Source organism: Hungatella hominis, from assembly GCF_014288005.1.
GTDB lineage: Bacteria > Bacillota > Clostridia > Lachnospirales > Lachnospiraceae > Hungatella > Hungatella effluvii.
On record NZ_JACOPB010000005.1, the window covers coordinates 316523 to 337997 of the forward strand.

A 21475-nucleotide genomic window follows, 5' to 3' on the forward strand; every position below is an offset into this window, starting at 1 on the left:
CTGTTTCCTGGATTTTCTCTCTCTTTCTTTGTTGTGCCTTCATTGTAATAGAACGTGACTTCTTTTTACACTCATGTTTTTGATATGATAGGAGGACTATTTTGACTTCATGGTCTTTCGCGAATTTACTGTTTGTGGTAGAATGGTGCCAGATAACTGTGTTTTGGGGGAAGTAAGTATGAACAGTCAGCGTTTTGTCAGTATCCGAATCAAATTATTATCACTGCTCTTTATCTGCATTCTCGTTCCGTTTCTGGTATACTGGTTTTTTTCCTATGAGTATATCAAAACGTCACTGGACGAAGAGTTCGTCTCTCAGACGACTGATACGATGCGCGCCACCGGAAACAGTATTTCCGATTACGTGAAGCTGGTGGATTATACGGCGCGGGGCCTCTATTTCAACTCTGAGGTCATGGACATCCTGTCGGAAAAGGAACAGTCTGTATCCAGCTACCGCCTGCTTCAGACGGAGTCCCGCATCTTCGATTTCCTTCAGACCCTTTATTCCAGTGTGCCGGATGCCTCACAGATCCAGCTTTCCGCATTTAACTTAAAAAAGTCCCTGCTGCTTCAGTCCGATATGCAGCGGTATGAAAAGGACCATATCTATTTAAGCCAGGAACGGCGTTTCCCATGTGAACCGTACCACTCCTATGTGACATCGGCCCACATGCAGTCCAACTATAATTTTCATGAGCTTTCGGGGCGGGAATTTTCCCTGGTTTTTTCTCTGCATATGCCCATTTATCAGATTCCTTCCGTCACCGATTCCCTGGGAGAAATTACCATCGACATTCCCATATCGGTTCTGGATTCCATCTGCTCTCCCCTGTTCAAAGAAAAGGAGTACCTCTGTCTGGTGGATGGAAATGGCAGCTACGTCTACAGCAGCACTCCCGCAGAGATCGCCACACAGACCCGCAATCCGGTTATTCAGGATATCCTTTCCTCTTCCCTGGAGCCTGGCGTCCCGCTGGTCCTCGACACGGATTCCGAGGACATCGTCATTTGCAGCCGCATTCTGGAGGATCCGGTGGACTGGTATTTAATCAAGATATCTCCGAAAGCCTTTGTCTATGAAAAGGCAAGCCGCTTCTTCCACATGATGCTTTACTCCTTTATCATCGTGACTCTGGCGGAGATTCTTCTGATCGTCATAACCGTCATACGTTTTACCGCGCCGATCCGAAAGGTGACAGCCTATGCGGAAGCCGTCAGCGCCGGTGATCTGGATGCCAATATGTCGTCCTACATCACCTATACGAAAAATGACGAGATTGGCTCTCTGCTCATCACGATCCGCAAGATGATGTACTCCATAAAAAACTTTATCATTCACCAGTACCAGCTGGAGCTGGCAAACCGGACAAGTGAATTAAAGGCCCTTCAGGCCCAGATCAATCCTCACTTTATCCACAATACGCTCCAGTGCCTGGCGACCAATGCCCTGGAGGGCGGCAATCTGCCTCTGTACCAGTCCATCACGGCCCTGGGACAGATGATGCACTACTCCATGGACACCGCTCACAATCTCGTGCCCATAAACGATGCGCTCCATTACATCGAGCTGTATTTAAAGCTGCAAAAGCTGCGTTTTCCCAACACGCTGGAGACAGAATTTGACATATCCGATGAGGCAGGCGCCATGCTGATTCCGAAGATGACGCTGCAGCCGCTGGTTGAAAACTCGATCCGGCACGGTAATCTTCTGAAGCTTGACAACAGCCGCCTGACCATACGCGCTTTTGTGGAAGGCAATTACCTCCATTTATTCGTCAAAGATACCGGAACCGGCATTTCTGCTGAAAGACTGGAGGAGCTCACGCACTCGCTTCAGCAGGTAAAGGCAGCTGCCTCCTCATCCGATGCGGAAACCTTTGTCGATGCGCTTAACCGATTTTCCGAAGAACGTCCCGCTTCCAGAACCGCTGATATTCAAAGTGAACAGCAGCTGGAGACAGACCGGGAAAACCGATACGTGTCAAACAATATCGGCATGCGCAACGTCTACCAGCGCCTCCTGTTAAATTACAAGAACCAGTGCTCCATGGAGATCAGTTCTGATGGAAAAAGCGGGACGGTGATCCATATCCAGGCAGATTACCGGATGCTGGAGCATCACTGAATATCACAGAAGAATGGAGAAAATCATGAAAGTCTTAATCGTAGATGATGAAGCCCATGTCATCAGGGCCGTAAAACTCCTGGTGCCGTGGCAGGAACTGGGAATTACGGAAACTTACGAAGCGCTCACGCCCCAGGATGCGATCCGCATCATTGAGGCGGAACAGCCGGAGATCTTAATCACCGACATTGTCATGCAGGATTTAAGCGGAATTGACCTGATGAAATATATTGCGGGTTCCCTGAAGCATATCAAGGTCATCGTTATTTCCGGCTATAATAACTTCGATTATGTGAGAAGCTCTCTCCAGCATGGAGGTGTGGATTATCTTTTAAAGCCACTGGATCAGGATCAGCTGATCGAGGCCGTAAAGAAGGCGGCTGGCGCCTGGAATCAGGAGCACGATTTATACCATACGGCTCAAATCCACAAGGACCAGATCGATTCCATGGCCACCCTGTGCCGTGAGAATCTGCTGTCGCGTCTGATTCACGGCGACCATCCGGAGCAGGCCTGCAGAAAACTGATGGAGCTGTCTCCCGAGCTTTCGGAGCTTACCGCCTGCGGATTTACCTACTGCAATCTGGAACCATTTATATCCGGGGAAGAAGCTTCCTGGAACGAGTCCTTTCACCGCTACAGAGACGCGCTCGCCTGCTTTCTGGCCGATTCTGGTGCGGGCTTTCTGCTGCCTGCGGACAGCCGGTATGAGATCGCTGTTTTTCTCACCGATTACAGTCCGGCCTTTCAGGAGCAATTAAAGAATTTTTTGCAGTCAGTGCGGCAGTCACTGCCGTTTCCGGTCTGCATGGGGGCGGCAGCCGGTATTTTTCCCGGAGGAATTATGGAGACGTACCAGAAGGCAAGAGCCGCCTTTGGAGCCTGCAATATGGCGAGCCTCTCTCCTGTACTCTGCAGTCTGGAACCCGGTTTCCACAGGCCATTCCATGGTTTGACCGAAAAACAGAAGGAAGTGAATGACCGCATGCTGCTTTCTGCTCTGCTGACAGGGAATGAGCAGCTGATTGACGACAGTATCTCTCTCTGGATTCGCAGCCGCATTCCGGAAGATGCTCCGCTTCTTGCCATTGTGCTGGAAGCAGTTCAGGATGAAAACCGTCTGTTTGCCTCCTGGGCTGAACTGTTCGAAAACCGTCACAAAGGATTCCGCCATCAGACGGAGTATGTGGTCTTAAACTTCCGCGACATCATGGATGGATCGATGCGGATATCCTTTGAACGCTTCCGCCGCCGAATGCGGGCGGATATCCTGTTTCTCCATGGGGAGCTGAAGTCCATTCACTCTCCGGAGGCTGATATGATCTATCAGGTCGCACACTATATTGAACTGAATTATAACCAGCCTTTCAGTCAGGCAGCGTGTGCCCAGACCTTTTTCGTCAACCAGGAATACCTTTGCCGGAAATTCAAGCAGACCTTCCACGTGACCATGATCACGTATTTGAACGATCTTAGAATCAACCAGGCCAGGCAGATGCTGAAGGATCCCATGATAAAAATCCGCCAGATCGCCCACGAGGTCGGTTTCGAAGATGAAAAATACTTTTCACGCCAGTTTAAGAAGTCTACAGGGATGACGCCCAACGACTACAGGGCGCGCTATCAGGAACAGCTCGGTGAGTAACGACAGGCGCAGCGGAAGCTTTGGCTGATGAATTTTTACTGAAGCTTTGGCTGATGAATTTTTGCTTGTCATACCGGCTGAGATGGTTTATAGTCATATTATAGTTTAATCGCCGCAGTTTTTTGCTGCGGCATACATTCTGTTCTCCTGCCAGGAGAACGAAAAAATCCCCGGCATTCCGCCGACGCAATTCCCAGACGATTTCCTGTTTCAGGAGATGGTATCCAAAGAAGGAATTGGGGAGGAATTCTGCCGGATTCTCCTCAGTACTATCCTGAACAGAACTATACAGAAAGTGAGAATCATCCCGCAAAAAACTGTGGCAGGAATTGATACCGGCAACCACGGGATCCGGCTTGACGCTTATGTCCAGGAGATATCCTCTGATGATATTTCCACAGATGACATAGAGGTTTCAACGGATGTCTATAATATCGAGCCAAACAATACCTATGAAAAGGAATCTCTGCCCAGGCGGACGCGTTATTATGATGCGCTCATTGACTCTCAGCTTTTAGAATCAGGGACAGATTACGGTCATATGAAAAATGTCATAATTATTATGATTCTTCCGTATGACCCATTTGACAGAAAACGTATGGTATACACAGTACAGAACCGCTGCGTGGAGGATTCGTCAGTTTCTTATGATGACGGGCTGAAAAAAATCTATCTTTACACGAAAGGAACCGCCGGAAATCCTGGAAAAGCCCTTCGTGATATGTTAAAATATATAGAGAACAGTACGGACGACAATGTAACGGATGAGAACATTGCCAAAATCCATGGATTTGTCGATAAAGTAAAACGGGATAAGGAGGTTGGAATCAACTATATGAAATCATGGGAACGGGAACAGATGATCCGTAAGGAAGGTCTGAAAGAAGGGCTGGAAGAAGGGCTGGAACGGGTCAATCAGCTGAATCTTAAATTGATTGAGGCCTCCCGTACAGAAGATATGATCCGCGCAGCCAGGGACCGGGAGTTCCAGGAGAAGCTTTTTGAGGAATTTGGCCTTTAGCGTAAAAGGTGCAGCCTTACCAGGTATATGAATTGCCTGGTAAAGCTGCACCTTTTCTATACACGTTATCTGATAAACTCAATCTTTCCCGCAGTCACACATTTTCCGGACTTACGGTCAAACAGCAGGATATCATTTCCTTCAATATCCACGCCCGTCTTCTCTCCGATCTGATAGGTAACGCCTCCGAAGATTACTCCTGTCAGCAGGAAATCGCCGACGCGCAGTTTAACGGTGGACTCCATACCGGTAGGCATGGCGCCGTAGACGGTGGCTTCTAAGCTTCCCTGGCCGGCGGGACTCAGTTTCAGGCATTCCGGTCTGACACCGATGACAAAGTCCTCGTCTGTGATCACGGGATCGTCTTCCACCGCGTAATCGCTTTCGTCTACCTTCGCAATATGGTATTTAAAGGTCTCATCTTTATTTCCTTTTTCCACGGCCTTCTTGTCTTTTAAGACTTCCTGTTTTTTCTTCTCGGCCTCCTCATCAGCCTGGTTCCGTTCCATAAACCAGCGATCCATGGAAAGCGGTTTTTCCGGCAGGAATACGGCTTTTTCACCGTCCAGGACGGTCAGCTCCATGGAACCATCCGATCTCTGTCTGCCCTTTGCCTCCATGAAGTTGATGGAAGGATTGCCGACGAAGTCTGCCACAAAGAGATTGCGCGGACGGTTGTAAACGTCTAAGGGCGCCTCATACTGCTGGAGTACGCCGTTGTTGATGAGGCAGATCTTTGTAGCCAGTGTCATGGCCTCCATCTGATCATGGGTAACATAGACGAAGGTACTGCCCGTCTCCACATGCAGACGCTGAAGCTCATAACGCATCTCCAGACGCAGCTTGGCGTCTAAGTTCGACAGCGGCTCATCCATGAAGAGCACCGCAGGTTCAGGCGCCAGGGTCCTGGCAATGGCGACTCGCTGCTGCTGCCCGCCGGATAACTCTGCCGGGTAACGGTTCATGAACGGTCCGATCTTGACGATACGGGAGACACGTCTCACCGCCTGCTCCACCTCTTCTTTATGGAGCTTTCTGTTTTCTGTCAGCACTTTTCCGCCGCTTACTACGGCGAAGTCATTGTTTAATTCCTGGCCTTTTCCCCTGTAGGAAGCACGGAGGGAATCCAGCTTTGCCTGAAGCTCTGCGGCCTTTGCCTTCGCAGCAACCTCCGGATCAGAGCTTTCCTGAATACCCAAGCCGAACAGTGTCTTTGCTGTGTAGATCGACAGTGTGTAGGCGTCGATCAGCTTTAAATAGACCTTATCCATATCCAGCCTGCCTTTTTTATCGCGGCACTCTTCCACCAGTTCACCGATTCGTTTTCCGCTCTTTAAGGCCTGGATCAAATCATTGGTGGTCTTTGCCTCGAAATCGATCTGCGGCAGTTCCTCCTTGATGTTGCTGAGTCCAAAGGAGATATTCTGATAGACGGTCATATTGGGCCACAGCGCGTAGTTTTGGAATAAGAATCCCACTTTTCGTTTGTTGGCCGGCACATTGATGCCTGCCTCACTGTCAAATACTACCCGGTCGCCGATGGAGATCCGGCCGCTGGTAGGTGTCTCCAAACCTGCGATCATACGAAGTGTTGTTGTCTTTCCGCAGCCGGAGGGGCCTAGCAGGGTGATGAAAGAATTATCTTCTATATCGAGGTTCAAGTTGTCTACTGCGTAAAACTTCCCCCATCTCTTTGTCACATTTGTTAATTTTATTTCTGGCATGTTAATTACCTCCGATACCGTCGTCCAGACTCGCTCCGGTCAGTTTATTTACTAATGTATTGAATATCAGGATCGTTACGATCAGGATTAAGTTGATGGCGCTGGAAAATGCGTATAAGCCCATCTCGTCAAAGTAATCCAGAGTCGTGGAAAGAATGAAGCCCTGCGTACAGAGAAGCAGGAATAAGGATAACTCTCTTAAACACGTCATAAACGGAAGCATGTATCCGCTGATGATGGCCGATTTCTGAATCGGAATAATGATCCGGAACATCCTCTTAAACCACGGCAGATCCTGAATAATCGCCGCTTCCTCGATCTCATTGCTGATCTGCAGCATGGAGTTTAATGCGCTCCTGCTGGCAAATGGTATGTACTTTATGGTACCTGCAATGATTAACAGCGTATAGGTGTTGAATAAATTGATCTTCTCATTGGAAAAGAGAATGAAGAACGCCGCGCCTACTGCGATGGACGGCATCAAGTATGGCAGGAAAGCCATTCCGTTCACGTAGTTGGCCCATTTGCTCCTCCGGTTCTTCGATACCGCGTATCCGATTAAGGTACCGATCGTTCCGGCAATCAATGCGCAGCATATGGAAACGAGAAGCGTTCCCCAGAAGGCGTGCCAGATCGTGGAGTTATATAGGATTCCCTTCTGGCCGTACATTCCGTTTTCCGTAATATTTTCACTGGTGATCCACCATTTGGTCGTTAAGTTGCTTAAATTTCTCGTGTACAGGAAGCTGTAATCTCCCGGGTTCGGAAGGAAGGTCTCCAGTGCGAAGGAAAGGATCGGGAAAATACTCGTAAAGAAGGTTGCCACGATCATCACGATACCGATGACATATTTCCCCATTTTCCCGAGATTGATCTTGGAGAGCTGGCCCGATTTACCGGTAACCGTCGTGTAATTCTTTCTGCTCTTTAAACTCACCTGGTTCATGGTCAGGATCGCCACGCCGAATACCATCATAATAATGGCAAGAATACTGGCTTCACCGGTATACTTGGAGTTCATGGAGATATACTTGGTGGAAAGCGTCGTAAAGCCCAGATAATGCGGTACTGGATAACTTCCCATGGCGCTTCCGAATACCAGAAGAACGGTGGAGAGAATCGCCGGTTTTACCATTGGAAGCGTGATCCGGAACATGGTTTTCCATTTCGGCGTATCGAGAATGGTGGCCGCTTCCTCCAGATTGGCATCCATGTTGCGGAAAATACCGCCGATCAGGATATAGGCGAATGGCGCATAGTGAAGGCCCAGGACGACCGCACTGGGAAAGAGTCCCTGGCATACCCATTTGGGCGCCAGAATCCCGAACAGCGAAGCCAAAAGCCCATTGGACGTTCCCACGACCGCGTTGCTGTTAAATAAGTTCTGCCATACGACCGCCAGTGTCCACTGAGGCATAATGTACGGGAAAATGAAGATAGAGCTTAAATACTTCTTGAATTTTAAATTGGTCCTCGTGACAAGGAATGCGAACACGCCGCCATAGAGAATCGAGATGAGACAGGTCAATACCGCTAAAAGCAGCGTATTCCATAACGGTTTCCACAGATTCGTTCTGGCCAGCCGGCTGGTAAATAAGTCAACATAGTTGACAATTGTATAGCCAGATGCCTTTCCCGTTAAATGGGCATCGATGGTTCCCGGATGGATCATGAGCGTATCCTTCACAATTGCCACGATTGGTGCAACCGTTGTAAAAGTCAGCACAATGCCGAACAACAGAAGGATGACATTCTGCGGTTTGGAAAAGTATGTCTTGATCTTATTAAGCACGATGACCTTATTGTTTGACTTACGATTAACTGTCTGGTCCATAACTAACTCCTTATAAAATGGGCTGCCGCATTAAGAACAGCCTTAATGCGGCACTCCCGTTATCTCATTGCTGCGGTGACCCTCTTGAGCTTCTGCGAGTGATCGTTTACTGAGCAGAATCGCTGTATTTTGTCAGCAGCTCAATCCAGCTTCCTACTGTAAAGGATACGTCCGCACAGTATTCCGGATCTTCCAGAACCAGTTCGCCGTCAGTGGTCCACCACTCATATCCTCTGTCGTTCTTGCTGTCGAATTCGTTCTCGCCCTTGTCATTGTAGCCGCCCTTGCTGTGGCCGTAGATCTTTTCGGTCTCTTCCATAACCTTCGGGTTAGAGGAGTAACCGCCCATATCTTTGCCCCATGCGGAGAATCCGTCTGCTGTGTTGGTCATATAGGCGATGAATGCACAGGAGGTCCACGGAAGCGGGCTGTTGTTGGTCAGGAATAAGTAATGGCAGTAGCCGTAGCCGCCGATGCCCTTGTAGCCATCCTGGTAGGCTGCAACTTTAATATTGTTGACGGATACTTCCGAAGATTCCTCAACGGAACGAAGCTTTGAATATACGAGAAGTCCGCACTGGTCTGTAGCAGTCTTGGATACCAGGGTGTTGCAGATCGGGCCGTCATCGGTCTGTTCATTGTAATTTTCTACCCAGAGTTTGATCCATGCCAGGGCGTAGGCGCCATTTTCACCGAGTCCCAAATCTTCGGCATCGGTTGCCATCTCATCGACCACCGGCTTGAAATACGCCTGTTTACTGCTGTCTAACGCATCATATGCCTCTTTTAACCATCCGGCGTACTTATCTTCTGTCAGCATGTATAGGAAGTTCTTTCCTACAACCTCTGAATCAATGTCCATGTATAACGGGTGAACGCCTTCTGCCACGAAATCCCAGCAGTTATTGAATTCCGCATTTCCGGTGGAATTGTACATGAATACCTTGTTCAAAGTCTGCAATGGAAGGAATCCTGTGTAAGCGTCTGCTGTAGTGCCGTTGGCATCTGCCCATTCCTTCGGAATAAAGGTCTTTAAAATACCGGTCTGAACCATCTTGGATTCGATCTGGTTGCCATCCTGGATCAGAGTCATGGCAAATGTTCCGGAAGACTTCAAAGAGTCAGCCGACAGCTGTTCGAAGATCTTATTATTCTTTGGCTGCTGCCACTCATATTCCATGGTATAGGAAGGATCGATGGACTGTAAGTATTCGATGAACAGCGGTAAAGCGGTCTTTCCACGGCTGGAGTTGCCAACTCCGTAGAAGGTCTTTCCGTTGGACTCTTCGATTGCCTTCTTTGCCAGTTCTTCCATGCTCATGGTCTGGGCTTCTTTAATAATCTTTTCCACTTCCGAAAGATTTGCATCGTCCACTTTCGGTTCCTCTGCCTTTGCATCGGTCTCGGGGGCCTTTGTCTCCTCCCCCTTCGCGGCCTCTGTCTGAGCCGCTGGTGCTGCGGTCGTTGGATCCGCCGCTTTAGAACCGCATCCGGCAAGTGTTGCCGCCAACATGGTACTGATTAGAACTGCTGATAAAATTTGTTTTTTCACTTCTTACTCCTCCTTGTTATGAGCACTTGGAGACCGTATTTTGGTCTCCTACGTGCGATACATGTCATCTCCACTTAGCGAGGTCTTTCACGAGCTTAGTGGAGTGGCTTCTTATTTCCTGCCTTTTCGATGCTGCAGCATCATCTGATGTAATTATTATATCTGGTCTCTTCGTCATTTTGAACTGGACAATACTGTTATTCCTTTGTGTATTCTGATATTTTTGTATGTTTTTCCTGTTCCTGCATCGGCATTATTATATATATTGCACATCATACCGACGTAACAGCTTAATGTAACTGTGTATAGTGGCGCTTTTTGCCGGTTTTAACTGTTTCTTGCCATACTTTTCGAAATCCCCCGCTTATGCTATACTTGATACAATACAGAAACAATCTCCCCAACATTTATTTCCAATCATTATTTCCACATGAAAAGGAGCCGTCATCCCATGAAACATTATATCATTGTAAAATTTTCTGAAACCGTCAAAGAGAAAGAAGCCCTGTATCCGGAAATAGAAGTCCTGTTTAAAAAGGCAGAAAAAATAGAAGGTATACACCAGGTATCCTTCTATCCTTCCGTGATTGATCTGCCTAACCGATACGATTTCATGATTTTAATAGAGCTGGAGCGCGAGGCGCTTGCTGTTTTCGACGCTTCCGATATTCACCGTGACTGGAAAGCAAAGTACGGCAGCTTACTCACTGCCAAGACGATCTTTGACTGCTGCTAAAGCGCCGAATAGCCTTAAGATTGGCCTTAAGAATTCACAGCCTGGTATTCGGAGGGGGTGACGCCCGCTATTTTCTTAAATGTGCTGGAGAAATAAGTGATATCCCGGTAGCCGACCATCTCTCCCACCTCATACACCTTATAGCGGCAGTTGGTCAGAAGCTTCATCGCCTCCCTGATTCTGCACCGGGTTATATAGGCCATAACGGTGTAATCCGTCTCTTTCTTGAACAGATGGCTTAAGTGTCCTTCGCTGATTCCAAGAGATTCGGCGATCGTTCCCACACTTAAGTCACTGTCATTGTAATGCTCGGTTATGTAGGCGATTGCCTCTTTGATATACCGGCTCTTATCACCCGTCTTGATTCCGGGAGAAAGAATCTTTGACTCCTCCTGACGTTCCTTTTCTTCCCGTTCTTTTACCAGCTTATCGCGCACCCTGCTGACTGCGTCCTCCAGTTCGCCATCCTCAAACGGTTTCAGTAAATAATCGAAAGCCAAAAGCTTTAACGCGTTTCTGGCGTATTCGAATTCGCTGTAGGCGGTCAGAAAGATGACGGAGACATGGTTTCCCTCCTCCCGAAGGACTCTTAGCATCTCGATTCCATCCATCTTCGGCATCCGGATATCGGAGATGATCAGATCCGGGTTGTATTTGCGGCACGCCTCCAGGCCCTCGAGGCCATTGGCCGCCTCTCCGGCCACCATGCAGTCTAAGGACGCCCAGTCCGTCTCCATGACAATTCCTTTTCTTACAAATACCTCGTCGTCAATTACCAATACCTTAAGCATCTCCTAACTCCTCTCCCTGTCTGACCGGAATCATGATGGTCACCTTCGTGCCTCCTTCTTCCGGTCTGCAGACCGACAGCCCATACTCTGCACCGTAGTGCAGCCGGATAATCGTATCCACATTGTAAAAACCGATATGTCCCAGCCGGAGCAGATCTTCCTCTCCGCCCTCTGACGGTATGCCCGCTCCTGCCGTCCGATTATTTAAATGGTTCAGTACCTCGTCGCTGATTCCGCAGCCATCATCCATCACCTCTATAAAGAGCCGCTCCTCCTTTGAAAATGCCCTGACGAGGATATGGCCTTCCTCACAGTCTCTCAGTCCGTGTATCATGGCGTTTTCCACAATTGGCTGAACGACCAGTTTCGGAACCACACAGTCTGCAAGCTCCTCTGGAAGCTCGTAATCGAAACAGAATTTCCCCTGAAAGCGGATCTTCTGTATCTCCGCGTAGCAGCCCACAAGCTCCAGTTCCTCCTTCAGGGTGATAAACTGGGCATTGGATATGCTGGTTCGCAGAATCTTTGCCAGCTTTGCCGCCAGGGTGGCAATCTCCGGGATGTGGTTCGCCTTGGCGACCCATTTCATCGTATCCAGTGTATTGTACAGGAAATGGGGATTCAGCTGGGCCTGCATCATTGCGATCTGTACCTCGTTTAGCTTCTTCTGCTGGCTGACCTGCATTTCCATATAGGTCTTAAGCTCCGACGCCATGGTGTTGAAGCTGCCGGACAGCTGGCCGAACTCATCATTCCTCGTGGAAATGACCCTCACGTCGAGATTTCCGTTCTGCACCTCGTGCATGGCCTCATTCAGGCTCTGGATCGGACGCGACAGATGGTTGCTCATCTTCGCTGCCACCGCCACACAAAGCATCAGACTGGCGGCCGTCATGACGATCAGCACGCTGTACATGGATTTCGTCGTATCAGCCGTAAATACCTTCGGCCGCAGAAAGACGCTGTAGAGTCCCGTCCCGTCGATCTCAGAAATATAGATGCTGTTATTATGAAATGGCTCATCAACTGCCGCGCCCGCCATCAGTCGGTGCCTCAGAACCGTCCCGATCTCCTCACGGACCGCGGTTCCCGTACTGTAGACCGTTTCCCAAAAGCTGTTTAAGATACAGACGCCATCCTGGCTGCCGTAAGTTCCGCCCAGAATCTTTTCAAAATTGGAGCCATTGATACTCACAAGAACATACCCCACGCTGCTGTCTTCGGAATCCAGGATGGGACGGGCGGCCCGCAGCAGAATATTGGACGATCCTGAATATTCCTTCTCACGCCGTACGGTCATCTCGTCCGGGTGAGCCTCTGCCACCTTTAAGATTCCCCAGTAAACCGGAAGCTGGGTATGAAACATGCCTGCGCCGGTAGAGTAGAGGCAGACGCCCTCTTCTGAGTAGAGATCAAACTGAGCCATCTCCCGCAGGCTGGCAGTCTCCTCGTACAGCTTCGCATAGACCGCGCTTCTGCCCCGGTTGCCGGATTCCCTGATGGAAGCCGCAATCTCCGGCTCTTCGCTCAGACGCAGCGTCACCTCATCGATGGTCTGAAACAGGGTAGTCAGCTTTTCTTCCATGACAGCCGCCTGTTCCATATCTTTTTTCTGGTAGTCGCGTTCCAGTTTCACTTTGAACATCTGAATCAGGAAGATACAGCTGAGGACCAGAGGAAGCAGCGCGACGGCCACAAAACTTACGAGAAGTTCCCGTTTAAACGATTTTCTGATAAAGTTCCACATGGCGATTCCTCTCTACCGGATCAGTTCCGACCACAGCGCCAGGATCTCATCCTGATGCGCGCTGGCCCATTCGAGATCAAAATCCATGATCTTCATCTCCTCACCGGCCGTTTTCATCTGTAAATCCTTCCTCACTGTCCGGCGGCAGAACTGGTCCATAATCAGATTCTGGACATCGTCGCTGACCGTAAAATCAATGAACAGCTTCGCGTTGTCCTCGTGGGGAGCCCCCTTGACCAGGGCACAGCCGTCCGGCACGGTGCTGGTGCCTTCCTCCGGATAAATCATGGTGATATCCGCCCCTTTGGCTATCCGCTTTTTTGCTGTCTCCTCCAGCGTGATCCCGACGAGATGAATTCCCGTACTGACCTCATCCACGACCTCCCCGGAACCGGCTGAGACCTTTCCATCCAGAGCGGATACAAAGTCCTCCATCAGCTCCCGCTCGTCCATGTCAAGCACCTGAATCATGGTAGCGAGAGCCGTATAGCTGGTACCCGATTTTCCAGGCGCCGCAAATGCGATTTTCCCCCGCCACTCGTCATCTAAAAAGTCCTTCCAGCTGTGAGGCGCCGCCTCCGCACTTACCAGCTTGTTGTTGTAGATAAACACGATAGGAAGCTCCGTAAACGCGGTCCAGCTGTCATCCGGAGACAAATACTGATCGTCCAGTTTATCGCTCAGCTTACACCGGTACGGCTCAAAATACTCCCGGTAAGCCTCATAGCTTTCCACTCCGCCTCCGAACATAATGTCACACGTCTGCTGTCCCGCTTCCCGGCCGATGGCCTCTAAAAGCTCGGTGGAACCGCCGTCCCTCACCTCGACCCATATGCCGGTCCGCTCTTCGAACTCCCTGATAATAGGGCCGTATACTTCCTCTTTATGGGAGGTGTATACGATCAGCTTTTTGTCTTCGCTGACTCCGTAACCTTCCGCCTGCCGACTGCCCCCGGTTCCGGCCGCGGCCGCGGGACCGGTTTCTTCTGTTTTGCTGCATCCATATAAAACGGCGGACAGCAGGATCAACAGGGCCATACATATCAAGGTCCTGACAGCCTGCTTCCGCCGAATTTGTTTTTCCGATCTGATAAACTCGTCCATAAGTCCCTCCCCCTGGAGCTTCACTTTTTCCATTATACCATCTTAGGGAGAGATTTCCAATATGGACTCATACTCTTATTTTCTGTAATGTTGATACACTGCATACGATTAGTGAGACTGCGGCTGAAGGAATACGAGTGAATTACAGGCAGATACCGCCCTGCATCATACTTTCCGATTATGCGTATACCATAAGGGTAACAAAATAACACGCTGTTTATAAGCGTTTTCCTGTCGCTGGTCCTTATGGCTGTGATGTACAGATAATCGAAACATGATGGCTTCCTCCTTCTCTCTTAACTGACTTTATACTATCATGTTCTATCCAGGATGTCTATATCCTGGCAGTATACAGGCGCGGGCGATCGACTGAGAGGCGGATTTACGAGATCCACGCCCCGTCGCTCCCCACATAATACCCATCCGGCGTCGTAGTATTTGCGAGCATCACTCCGCTGTCGCTGCAGTAGTACCATTTGGAGTTCCACTGGACCCAGCCGGTTACCATGTAGCCGGTCTCATTAAAATAGTACCAGACGTTGTCGATGTACTGCCAGTTGCTCACAGTATAGCTCCGGTCTGCGTTGCAGTACCACCAGCCGATGTCATCCTTTAACCAGGCCCCGCTACCGGCCGTGGCCCCCGGACCGCTGGCGCCCGAGCTGCTTCCTGAGCTGCTTCCATCGGAGTTGTCATCGGAGCTGCTGTTGGAACTGATTTCAGCGGCTTCTGCGGAGGTCACATACCAGGACTCCGACTCCTTCCAGCTTCCCTTGTTTGAAGAATTGTAGACTCCGCGCACCTGGAAGGTGTAATATCCGCCTTTCGTTATGTAGCTGCCGAAGTGGTAGCTGGTTTTGGTCGTGGTAATGACGGAGGTGACGGCGGTGCTTCCCCTGTAAAGGCGGATCTCATACTTTTTAGCTTCCTCATTTTCATTCCAGTAGGCGGTCCCATCCTCCGCATCCCAGTCCAGGCCGTCTACATCCAGATCGTACTCGCTCTCTCCTTCCAGTGCCTCCAGGGTGATCGAGACGACGAGAGTGCTGCTGGTACGGCTCACCGAAGTGACCGTGCCGTCATTTCCGGTTAAGTTGACGTCTCCCTTCGAAAAACCGGAGGCAAAGTAGTAATCATCGGCCGCCTCCAGAGTTACCTTGATCTTCGGCTTGTCTCCGTCCTCCCACTCGTCGGAAGGTTCATTCTTTATCTCCACCTCTTCCACATAATACTTGCTGGAAATTGTGGAGACCGACACATCTGCTCCGCTGCTTCCGACTTCAATATCCGAGGCGATCCGAAGGGATACGCCGCTTATCTTCGTACTCGTGGCCGCCATGGCTGTAAATGGACTGGTCATCAGTACTGCCGCCAGGAAAAAAGCTGTCACTCTTTGCACAATACGCATATATGTTCCTCCTCTTTCTGTTCTGTAATAAAAGTACCACAGAAAGCTGAAATATACCTGAAAGAGTCAAAAAAATACTGACTGTATTTAACCGCAGACTACGGAAAGCAGGTCCTTCCCCAGAACTTCATACGTATAATTACCGTTTCCGCCATTTACAAAGAGAGAGATTCTGTTTCCTTCTCTCCGTGCGCAGGCCGTCATCACGATTTTTCCGGACAGGTCCGTCACAGCCGATGCAGCCTCCATACCATCCTCCGGCAGAAACAGAAGAAATTTCGCCCCTTCTGCGTAGTTGTAATCAGGTTTTTCGCTGTTTGCGCCAACTGCGATCACACTTCCGGGACGGACCATAAGCGGCAGGGAGAAGTAATCGTGGGTCTCCTTATGCCAGCGTCCGCCTGTCACGGCTTTACCGGTCAGCAGGTTCACCCAGGTTCCCTCCGGCAGATAGTATTCCACCTCCCCGGATTCCTTAAAGACCGGAGCAGCTAACAGGGAATCACCCAGCATATACTGTTTATCCAGCGTTTCGCAGGCGCGGTCGCCCGGAAATTCCACGAACATCGGCCGCATCATCGGAATACCTTCCTCGTGAGCCTTTACCGCCTGAAGATAGAGATACGGCATCAGTGCACATTTCAGCTTTACGAATTTCCGAAGCACACAGCACGCCTCCTCGTCGAAGAGCCACGGAACCCGGTAGGATGAGGACCCGTGAAGGCGGCTGTGGGAACTCAGGAGGCCAAACTGGCACCATCTTTTGTAGATGTCGGCCGGCGCCGTATTCTCGAAGCCGCTGATATCGTGGCTCCAGAAGCCGAATCCCGCGCATGCCAGGGAAAGGCCGCTGCGGATAGTCTCCGCCATGGAAGAATACGCCGCGGAACAGTCGCCGCCCCAGTGTGCGGGAAACTGCTGGCCGCCCACCGTCGCGGACCGTGCAAATACTACTGCTTCCCCGGTTCCGCGCTCCCGTTCCAGAAGTTCAAAGACCGCCCGATTATAAAGGTATGTGTAATAATTATGCATCTTCACCGGATCGGAGCCGTCAAAATATGCAATATCCTTTACTGGAATCCGCTCACCGAAATCCGTTTTGAAGCAGTCCACGCCCATGTCCAGAAGCGTCTTCAGCTTTGCCTGATACCATTCCACTGCGCCGGGATTTGTAAAATCCACCAGTCCCATACCAGCCTGCCACATATCCGTCTGCCATACGTCCCCGTTTGTCTTTTTCATCAGGTATCCCAGCCTCATCCCTTCCTCGAATAACGGGGACTTCTGTCCGATATAGGGATTGATCCACACACATATCTTCAAACCTCTGTCGTGATAGCGCCGCAGCATGCCTTCCGGATCCGGAAATGTCTTCGGATCCCAGGTGAAATTGCACCACTCATACGCCTCCATCCAGTAACAGTCAAAGTGAAAGACGTGCAGGGGAATATCCCGGTCCGCCATACCGTCAATAAATCCTGAGGTCGTCGACTCGTCGTAATTGGTCGTGAAGGAGGTGGTAAGCCACAGACCGAAGGACCAGGCCGGCGGCAGAGCCGGCCTTCCGGTCAGCGCCGTGTATTTGGATATGGTCCCTTTAGGCGTGGAGCCATTGATCACACAGTAATCCAGGCGTTCACCTTCCACAGAGAACTGTATACGCTCCACCTTCTCACTGGCAATCTCATAGGCAGCATCCCCTTCGTTTTCTAAAAGCACGCCATATCCTTTGTTAGTAATGTAAAACGGAATGTTTTTATATGTAATCTCACTGGCCGTTCCGCCGTCTTCATTCCACATCTCAACAGACTGGCCATTTTTTATGAACGGGGTGTAGCGTTCTCCCAGCCCGTAGACATACTCGTCCACGTCGAGGGCCAGTTGTTCCACCATGTAGCATTTTCCGGTCTCCCGGTTTGTCATGTGAGCCATATTTCGAAAGCCGGTACTTGTCAGTTCCCGGTCGCCATCCAGAAAACGAATCCCCCAGGAATTGGGCCTCTTGTCGATTACCGCGGTCGTTCGTCCGCTTCTGTAACGGATCTCCTCATCGGTCTCCTCGACTACGGTGCGAGGTGATGTCCCGTAAATCCTGGCAAAGGGACCGCGGCAGACCGTTCCGTCGAAATGGCGGACCGAAACCCGTATGACATCCTCCATTGGGCTGGTCAGCCGGATCGTCAGCATGCCCAGATTCAGACAGTCGCCGCGGTCTGCTATGTGTTTTCCCGGCGCATAGACGATCAGTTCGTTATCGTTCCGTCTGCTGTCCGCATACTCTACCGCATAAAGCGGTGTAATCTCCTTTTTTATACACCAGTATCCTTCTGTAAATTTCATCGTGTCCCTCCTGAAACGGCGTCCCGTTTTCTCTTTCATTTTCTTTTATTATAAGTAATTATAAGCACTGAATATAAATACGGGAAGGTTGAAAATTCACCCACCCCAAAAGGAAAAAATATGCATTATTTTTGCAAATTATTGAAAAAAATACTTTCAAACTGAGCCGCCTTATACTAGAATAGACTGAAGAGAAAAAAGGAGGACATTATTATGTCACAGAGAACGGATATTCACAAAGTACTAATTATCGGTTCCGGCCCGATCATCATCGGTCAGGCATGCGAGTTTGACTACTCCGGTACTCAGGCCTGCAAAGCGCTTCGGAAACTGGGATACGAAATTGTACTGGTTAATTCCAACCCGGCTACGATTATGACAGACCCGGAGACAGCGGATGTAACTTACATCGAGCCACTCAATGTGGAACGCTTAGAGCAGATTATTGCAAAGGAACGGCCCGATGCCCTGCTTCCAAATCTCGGCGGCCAGTCTGGCTTAAACCTTTGTTCTGAGCTTAATAAAGCGGGAATTCTGGAAAAATATAACGTACAGGTCATCGGTGTACAGGTGGATGCCATCGAACGCGGCGAGGACCGTGTCGAATTCAAGAAGGCCATGAATGAACTCGGAATCGAGATGGCGCGCAGCGAGGTGGCTTACAGTGTGGACGAGGCGCTGAAGATCGCGGACCAGCTGGGCTATCCGGTCGTTCTGCGCCCGGCTTATACCATGGGAGGCGCCGGCGGCGGTCTCGTATACAACAGGGATGAGCTTCAGACAGTCTGCGCCAGAGGCTTACAGGCCAGCCTGGTAGGCCAGGTTCTGGTAGAGGAATCCATTCTCGGCTGGGAGGAACTGGAGCTGGAGATTGTCCGTGACAGGGAAGGACGTATGATCACCGTATGCTTTATTGAAAATATAGATCCGTTAGGCGTTCATACGGGAGATTCTTTCTGTTCCGCCCCCATGCTGACCATCTCTGAAGAATGCCAGAAGCGCCTTCAGGAACAGGCTTACCGAATTGTGGAATCGGTGCAGGTGATCGGCGGCACCAACGTGCAGTTTGCCCATGATCCTGTTTCTGACCGCATTATTGTCATCGAAATCAATCCGCGTACCTCCCGCTCCTCCGCACTGGCTTCCAAGGCCACCGGCTTCCCCATCGCCCTTGTGTCCGCCATGCTGGCTACCGGCCTGACCTTAAAGGACATTCCGTGCGGAAAGTACGGCACCCTGGACAAGTATGTGCCGGACGGCGATTATGTGGTTATCAAGTTTGCCCGCTGGGCATTTGAAAAGTTTAAAGGCGTGGAGGACAAGCTTGGAACCCAGATGCGTGCCGTCGGCGAGGTTATGAGTGTCGGCAAGACCTATAAGGAAGCCTTCCAGAAGGCGATCCGCAGCCTGGAGACGGGGCGTTTCGGTCTGGGCCATGCGAAGGATTTCGATACTTACACGAAAGAACAGCTTCTCCACATGCTGATTACCCCTTCCAGCGAACGCCATTTCATCATGTATGAGGCACTGAGAAAAGGCGCTTCTGTGGAAGAAATCCATGAGATTACCAAGGTTAAGGCCTGGTTTATCGGGCAGATGAAGGAACTGGTTGAGGAGGAGGAAGCACTCCTCGCCTGCAGAGGCGGACTCCCGTCTGACGAGATGCTCACCACTGCTAAAAAAGACGGTTTCTCCGACAAATACTTAAGCCAGCTGCTCCAGATTCCGGAAGAAACCATTCGCAGCCGCCGTATCGCCATCGGTGTGGAGGAAGCGTGGGAAGGCATTCATGTAAGCGGTACTGAGGACAGCGCTTACTACTACTCCACCTATAACGCGCCGGATCAGAACCCGGTCAGCACAGCCAGGCCGAAGATCATGATCCTGGGCGGCGGTCCCAACCGGATCGGCCAGGGCATAGAATTCGATTACTGCTGTGTACACGCCTCTCTCGCCCTTAAGAAGCTGGGCTTTGAGACCATCATCGTCAACTGTAATCCAGAGACCGTATCCACCGATTACGATACCTCGGACAAGCTGTATTTCGAGCCGCTGACGCTGGAGGACGTGCTGAGTATTTATAAGAAGGAACAGCCGGCAGGCGTGATCGCCCAGTTCGGAGGCCAGACACCGTTAAATCTTGCGGCGGATTTGGAAAAGAACGGCGTGAAGATTTTGGGAACACCGCCTTCTGTCATCGATCTCGCCGAGGACCGCGATTTATTCCGGGCCATGATGGAGAAACTGGAGATTCCGATGCCTGAGTCCGGTATGGCAGTGGGCGTGGAAGAAGCGCTGGCAATCGCGGCAAAGATTGGCTATCCGGTGATGGTTCGTCCTTCCTACGTACTGGGTGGACGCGGCATGGAGGTCGTCTACGACGACGAGAGCATGATCGGTTACATGAAGGCCGCAGTCGGAGTGACTCCTGACCGTCCGATTCTGATCGACCGTTTCTTAAATCACGCGATGGAATGTGAGGCAGACGCCATCAGCGACGGCACCCATGCGTTTGTGCCCGCAGTCATGGAACATATCGAGCTGGCCGGCGTTCACTCCGGTGACTCCGCCTGCATCATTCCGTCCGTACAGATTTCTCCGGAAAATGTGGAGACTATCAAAGAGTACACCCGCAAAATCGCGGAAGAGATGCACGTGGTCGGTCTGATGAATATGCAGTACGCCATAGAAAATGATAAAGTATACGTTCTGGAGGCCAACCCGCGCGCTTCCCGTACCGTACCGCTGGTATCCAAGGTCTGCAACATCCGTATGGTTCCGCTGGCTACTGATATCATCACCTCCGAACTGACCGGGCGTCCGTCGCCTGTGCCGGCTTTAAAGGAACAGATTATTCCGAACTACGGCGTGAAGGAAGCGGTATTCCCGTTCAATATGTTCCAGGAAGTAGACCCGATCTTAGGGCCGGAGATGCGTTCTACCGGAGAAGTGCTGGGACTCTCCCACTCTTACGGCGAAGCGTTCTATAAGGCCCAGGAGGCGACACAGAACAAACTGCCGCTGGAAGGAACCGTACTTATTTCCGTCAACCGCAAGGATAAGGCAGAGGTCGTGGACGTTGCGAGAAGTTTCCATGAGGACGGATTAAAGATCGTGGCAACCGGTAATACCTACGAATTGATCCAGGCCGCCGGAATCCCGGCGACGCGCGTCAACAAGCTCTACGAAGGACGCCCCAACATCCTGGATATGATCACCAACGGACAGATCCAGTTAATTGTCAATTCCCCGGTCGGAAAAGACAGCATCCATGATGACAGCTATTTGAGAAAGGCTGCCATCAAGGGGAAAGTTCCGTACATGACCACCATCGCTGCCGCCAAAGCAACGGCCAGCGGCATCCGGTATGTGAAGGAACACGGACATGGAGAGGTTCATTCCCTCCAGTCTCTCCACAGCGAGATCAGGGATAAAGAATAACCTT

The 21475-nt window shown here is 50.5% G+C and carries 13 protein-coding genes; 5 read left to right on the forward strand and 8 right to left on the reverse strand.

Annotated features, from left to right (window positions below; genetic code table 11):
* The first annotated feature begins 178 nt into the window (after positions 1-178).
* From H8S75_RS13910 to H8S75_RS13920, 3 genes are all read left to right on the forward strand, one after another.
* Entirely contained in the window at positions 179-2128 is a 1950-nt protein-coding gene (locus H8S75_RS13910) for a sensor histidine kinase (protein WP_187022133.1), read from the forward strand.
* Positions 2129-2153: 25 nt separating this feature from the next.
* On the forward strand, positions 2154-3773 hold the full coding sequence (locus H8S75_RS13915) for a response regulator (protein WP_187022134.1): 1620 nt from the start codon (positions 2154-2156) through the stop codon (positions 3771-3773).
* A 205-nt stretch (positions 3774-3978) separates the two neighbouring features.
* Positions 3979-4794, forward strand: coding sequence for an Rpn family recombination-promoting nuclease/putative transposase (locus H8S75_RS13920; protein ID WP_279288679.1), 816 nt, complete (start codon positions 3979-3981; stop codon positions 4792-4794).
* A gap of 65 nt (positions 4795-4859) precedes the next feature.
* Here H8S75_RS13920 and H8S75_RS13925 read toward each other — a convergent pair whose 3' ends face one another.
* The 3 genes from H8S75_RS13925 to H8S75_RS13935 form a co-directional block, all read right to left on the reverse strand.
* Positions 4860-6518, reverse strand: a complete 1659-nt coding sequence (locus tag H8S75_RS13925) for an ABC transporter ATP-binding protein (protein WP_187022136.1) — start codon at positions 6516-6518, stop codon at positions 4860-4862.
* A 1-nt stretch (position 6519) separates the two neighbouring features.
* On the reverse strand, positions 6520-8352 hold the full coding sequence (locus H8S75_RS13930; protein ID WP_002604219.1) for an ABC transporter permease: 1833 nt from the start codon (positions 8350-8352) through the stop codon (positions 6520-6522).
* A 106-nt stretch (positions 8353-8458) separates the two neighbouring features.
* Complete coding sequence (locus tag H8S75_RS13935) at positions 8459-9865, reverse strand: hypothetical protein (protein WP_207729139.1); 1407 nt, start codon at positions 9863-9865, stop codon at positions 8459-8461.
* 490 nt (positions 9866-10355) lie between these two features.
* Between H8S75_RS13935 and H8S75_RS13940 the strand changes: the two genes are divergently transcribed.
* Positions 10356-10640 carry a hypothetical protein gene (locus H8S75_RS13940; RefSeq protein WP_002604221.1) on the forward strand — a complete coding sequence of 95 codons (285 nt, stop codon included), beginning with the start codon at positions 10356-10358 and terminating at the stop codon, positions 10638-10640.
* 26 nt (positions 10641-10666) lie between these two features.
* On the opposite strand, the gene H8S75_RS13945 is transcribed toward H8S75_RS13940, so the two are convergent.
* From H8S75_RS13945 to yicI, 5 genes are all read right to left on the reverse strand, one after another.
* Positions 10667-11431 (reverse strand): response regulator transcription factor, encoded by a 765-nt coding sequence (locus H8S75_RS13945; RefSeq protein WP_187022138.1) that lies wholly within the window; start codon positions 11429-11431, stop codon positions 10667-10669.
* The gene (locus H8S75_RS13950) at positions 11424-13178 is read right to left on the reverse strand and encodes a sensor histidine kinase (protein ID WP_187022139.1); all 1755 of its coding nucleotides are present in this window, start codon (positions 13176-13178) and stop codon (positions 11424-11426) included. Before H8S75_RS13950 ends, H8S75_RS13945 begins: the two co-directional genes overlap by 8 nt.
* Positions 13179-13190: 12 nt before the next feature.
* Positions 13191-14282, reverse strand: coding sequence for an ABC transporter substrate-binding protein (locus H8S75_RS13955; protein ID WP_187022140.1), 1092 nt, complete (start codon positions 14280-14282; stop codon positions 13191-13193).
* 382 nt (positions 14283-14664) lie between these two features.
* Positions 14665-15690: a hypothetical protein gene (locus H8S75_RS13960; RefSeq protein ID WP_187022141.1), complete on the reverse strand. Its 1026-nt coding sequence runs from the start codon at positions 15688-15690 to the stop codon at positions 14665-14667.
* 87 nt (positions 15691-15777) lie between these two features.
* Entirely contained in the window at positions 15778-18030 is a 2253-nt protein-coding gene (gene yicI / locus H8S75_RS13965) for an alpha-xylosidase (RefSeq protein ID WP_187022142.1), read from the reverse strand.
* A 213-nt stretch (positions 18031-18243) separates the two neighbouring features.
* Between yicI and carB the strand changes: the two genes are divergently transcribed.
* A complete protein-coding gene (carB, locus tag H8S75_RS13970; RefSeq protein WP_187022143.1) occupies positions 18244-21471 on the forward strand; it encodes a carbamoyl-phosphate synthase large subunit in 3228 nt (1075 codons plus the stop codon).
* Positions 21472-21475 lie beyond the last annotated feature (4 nt).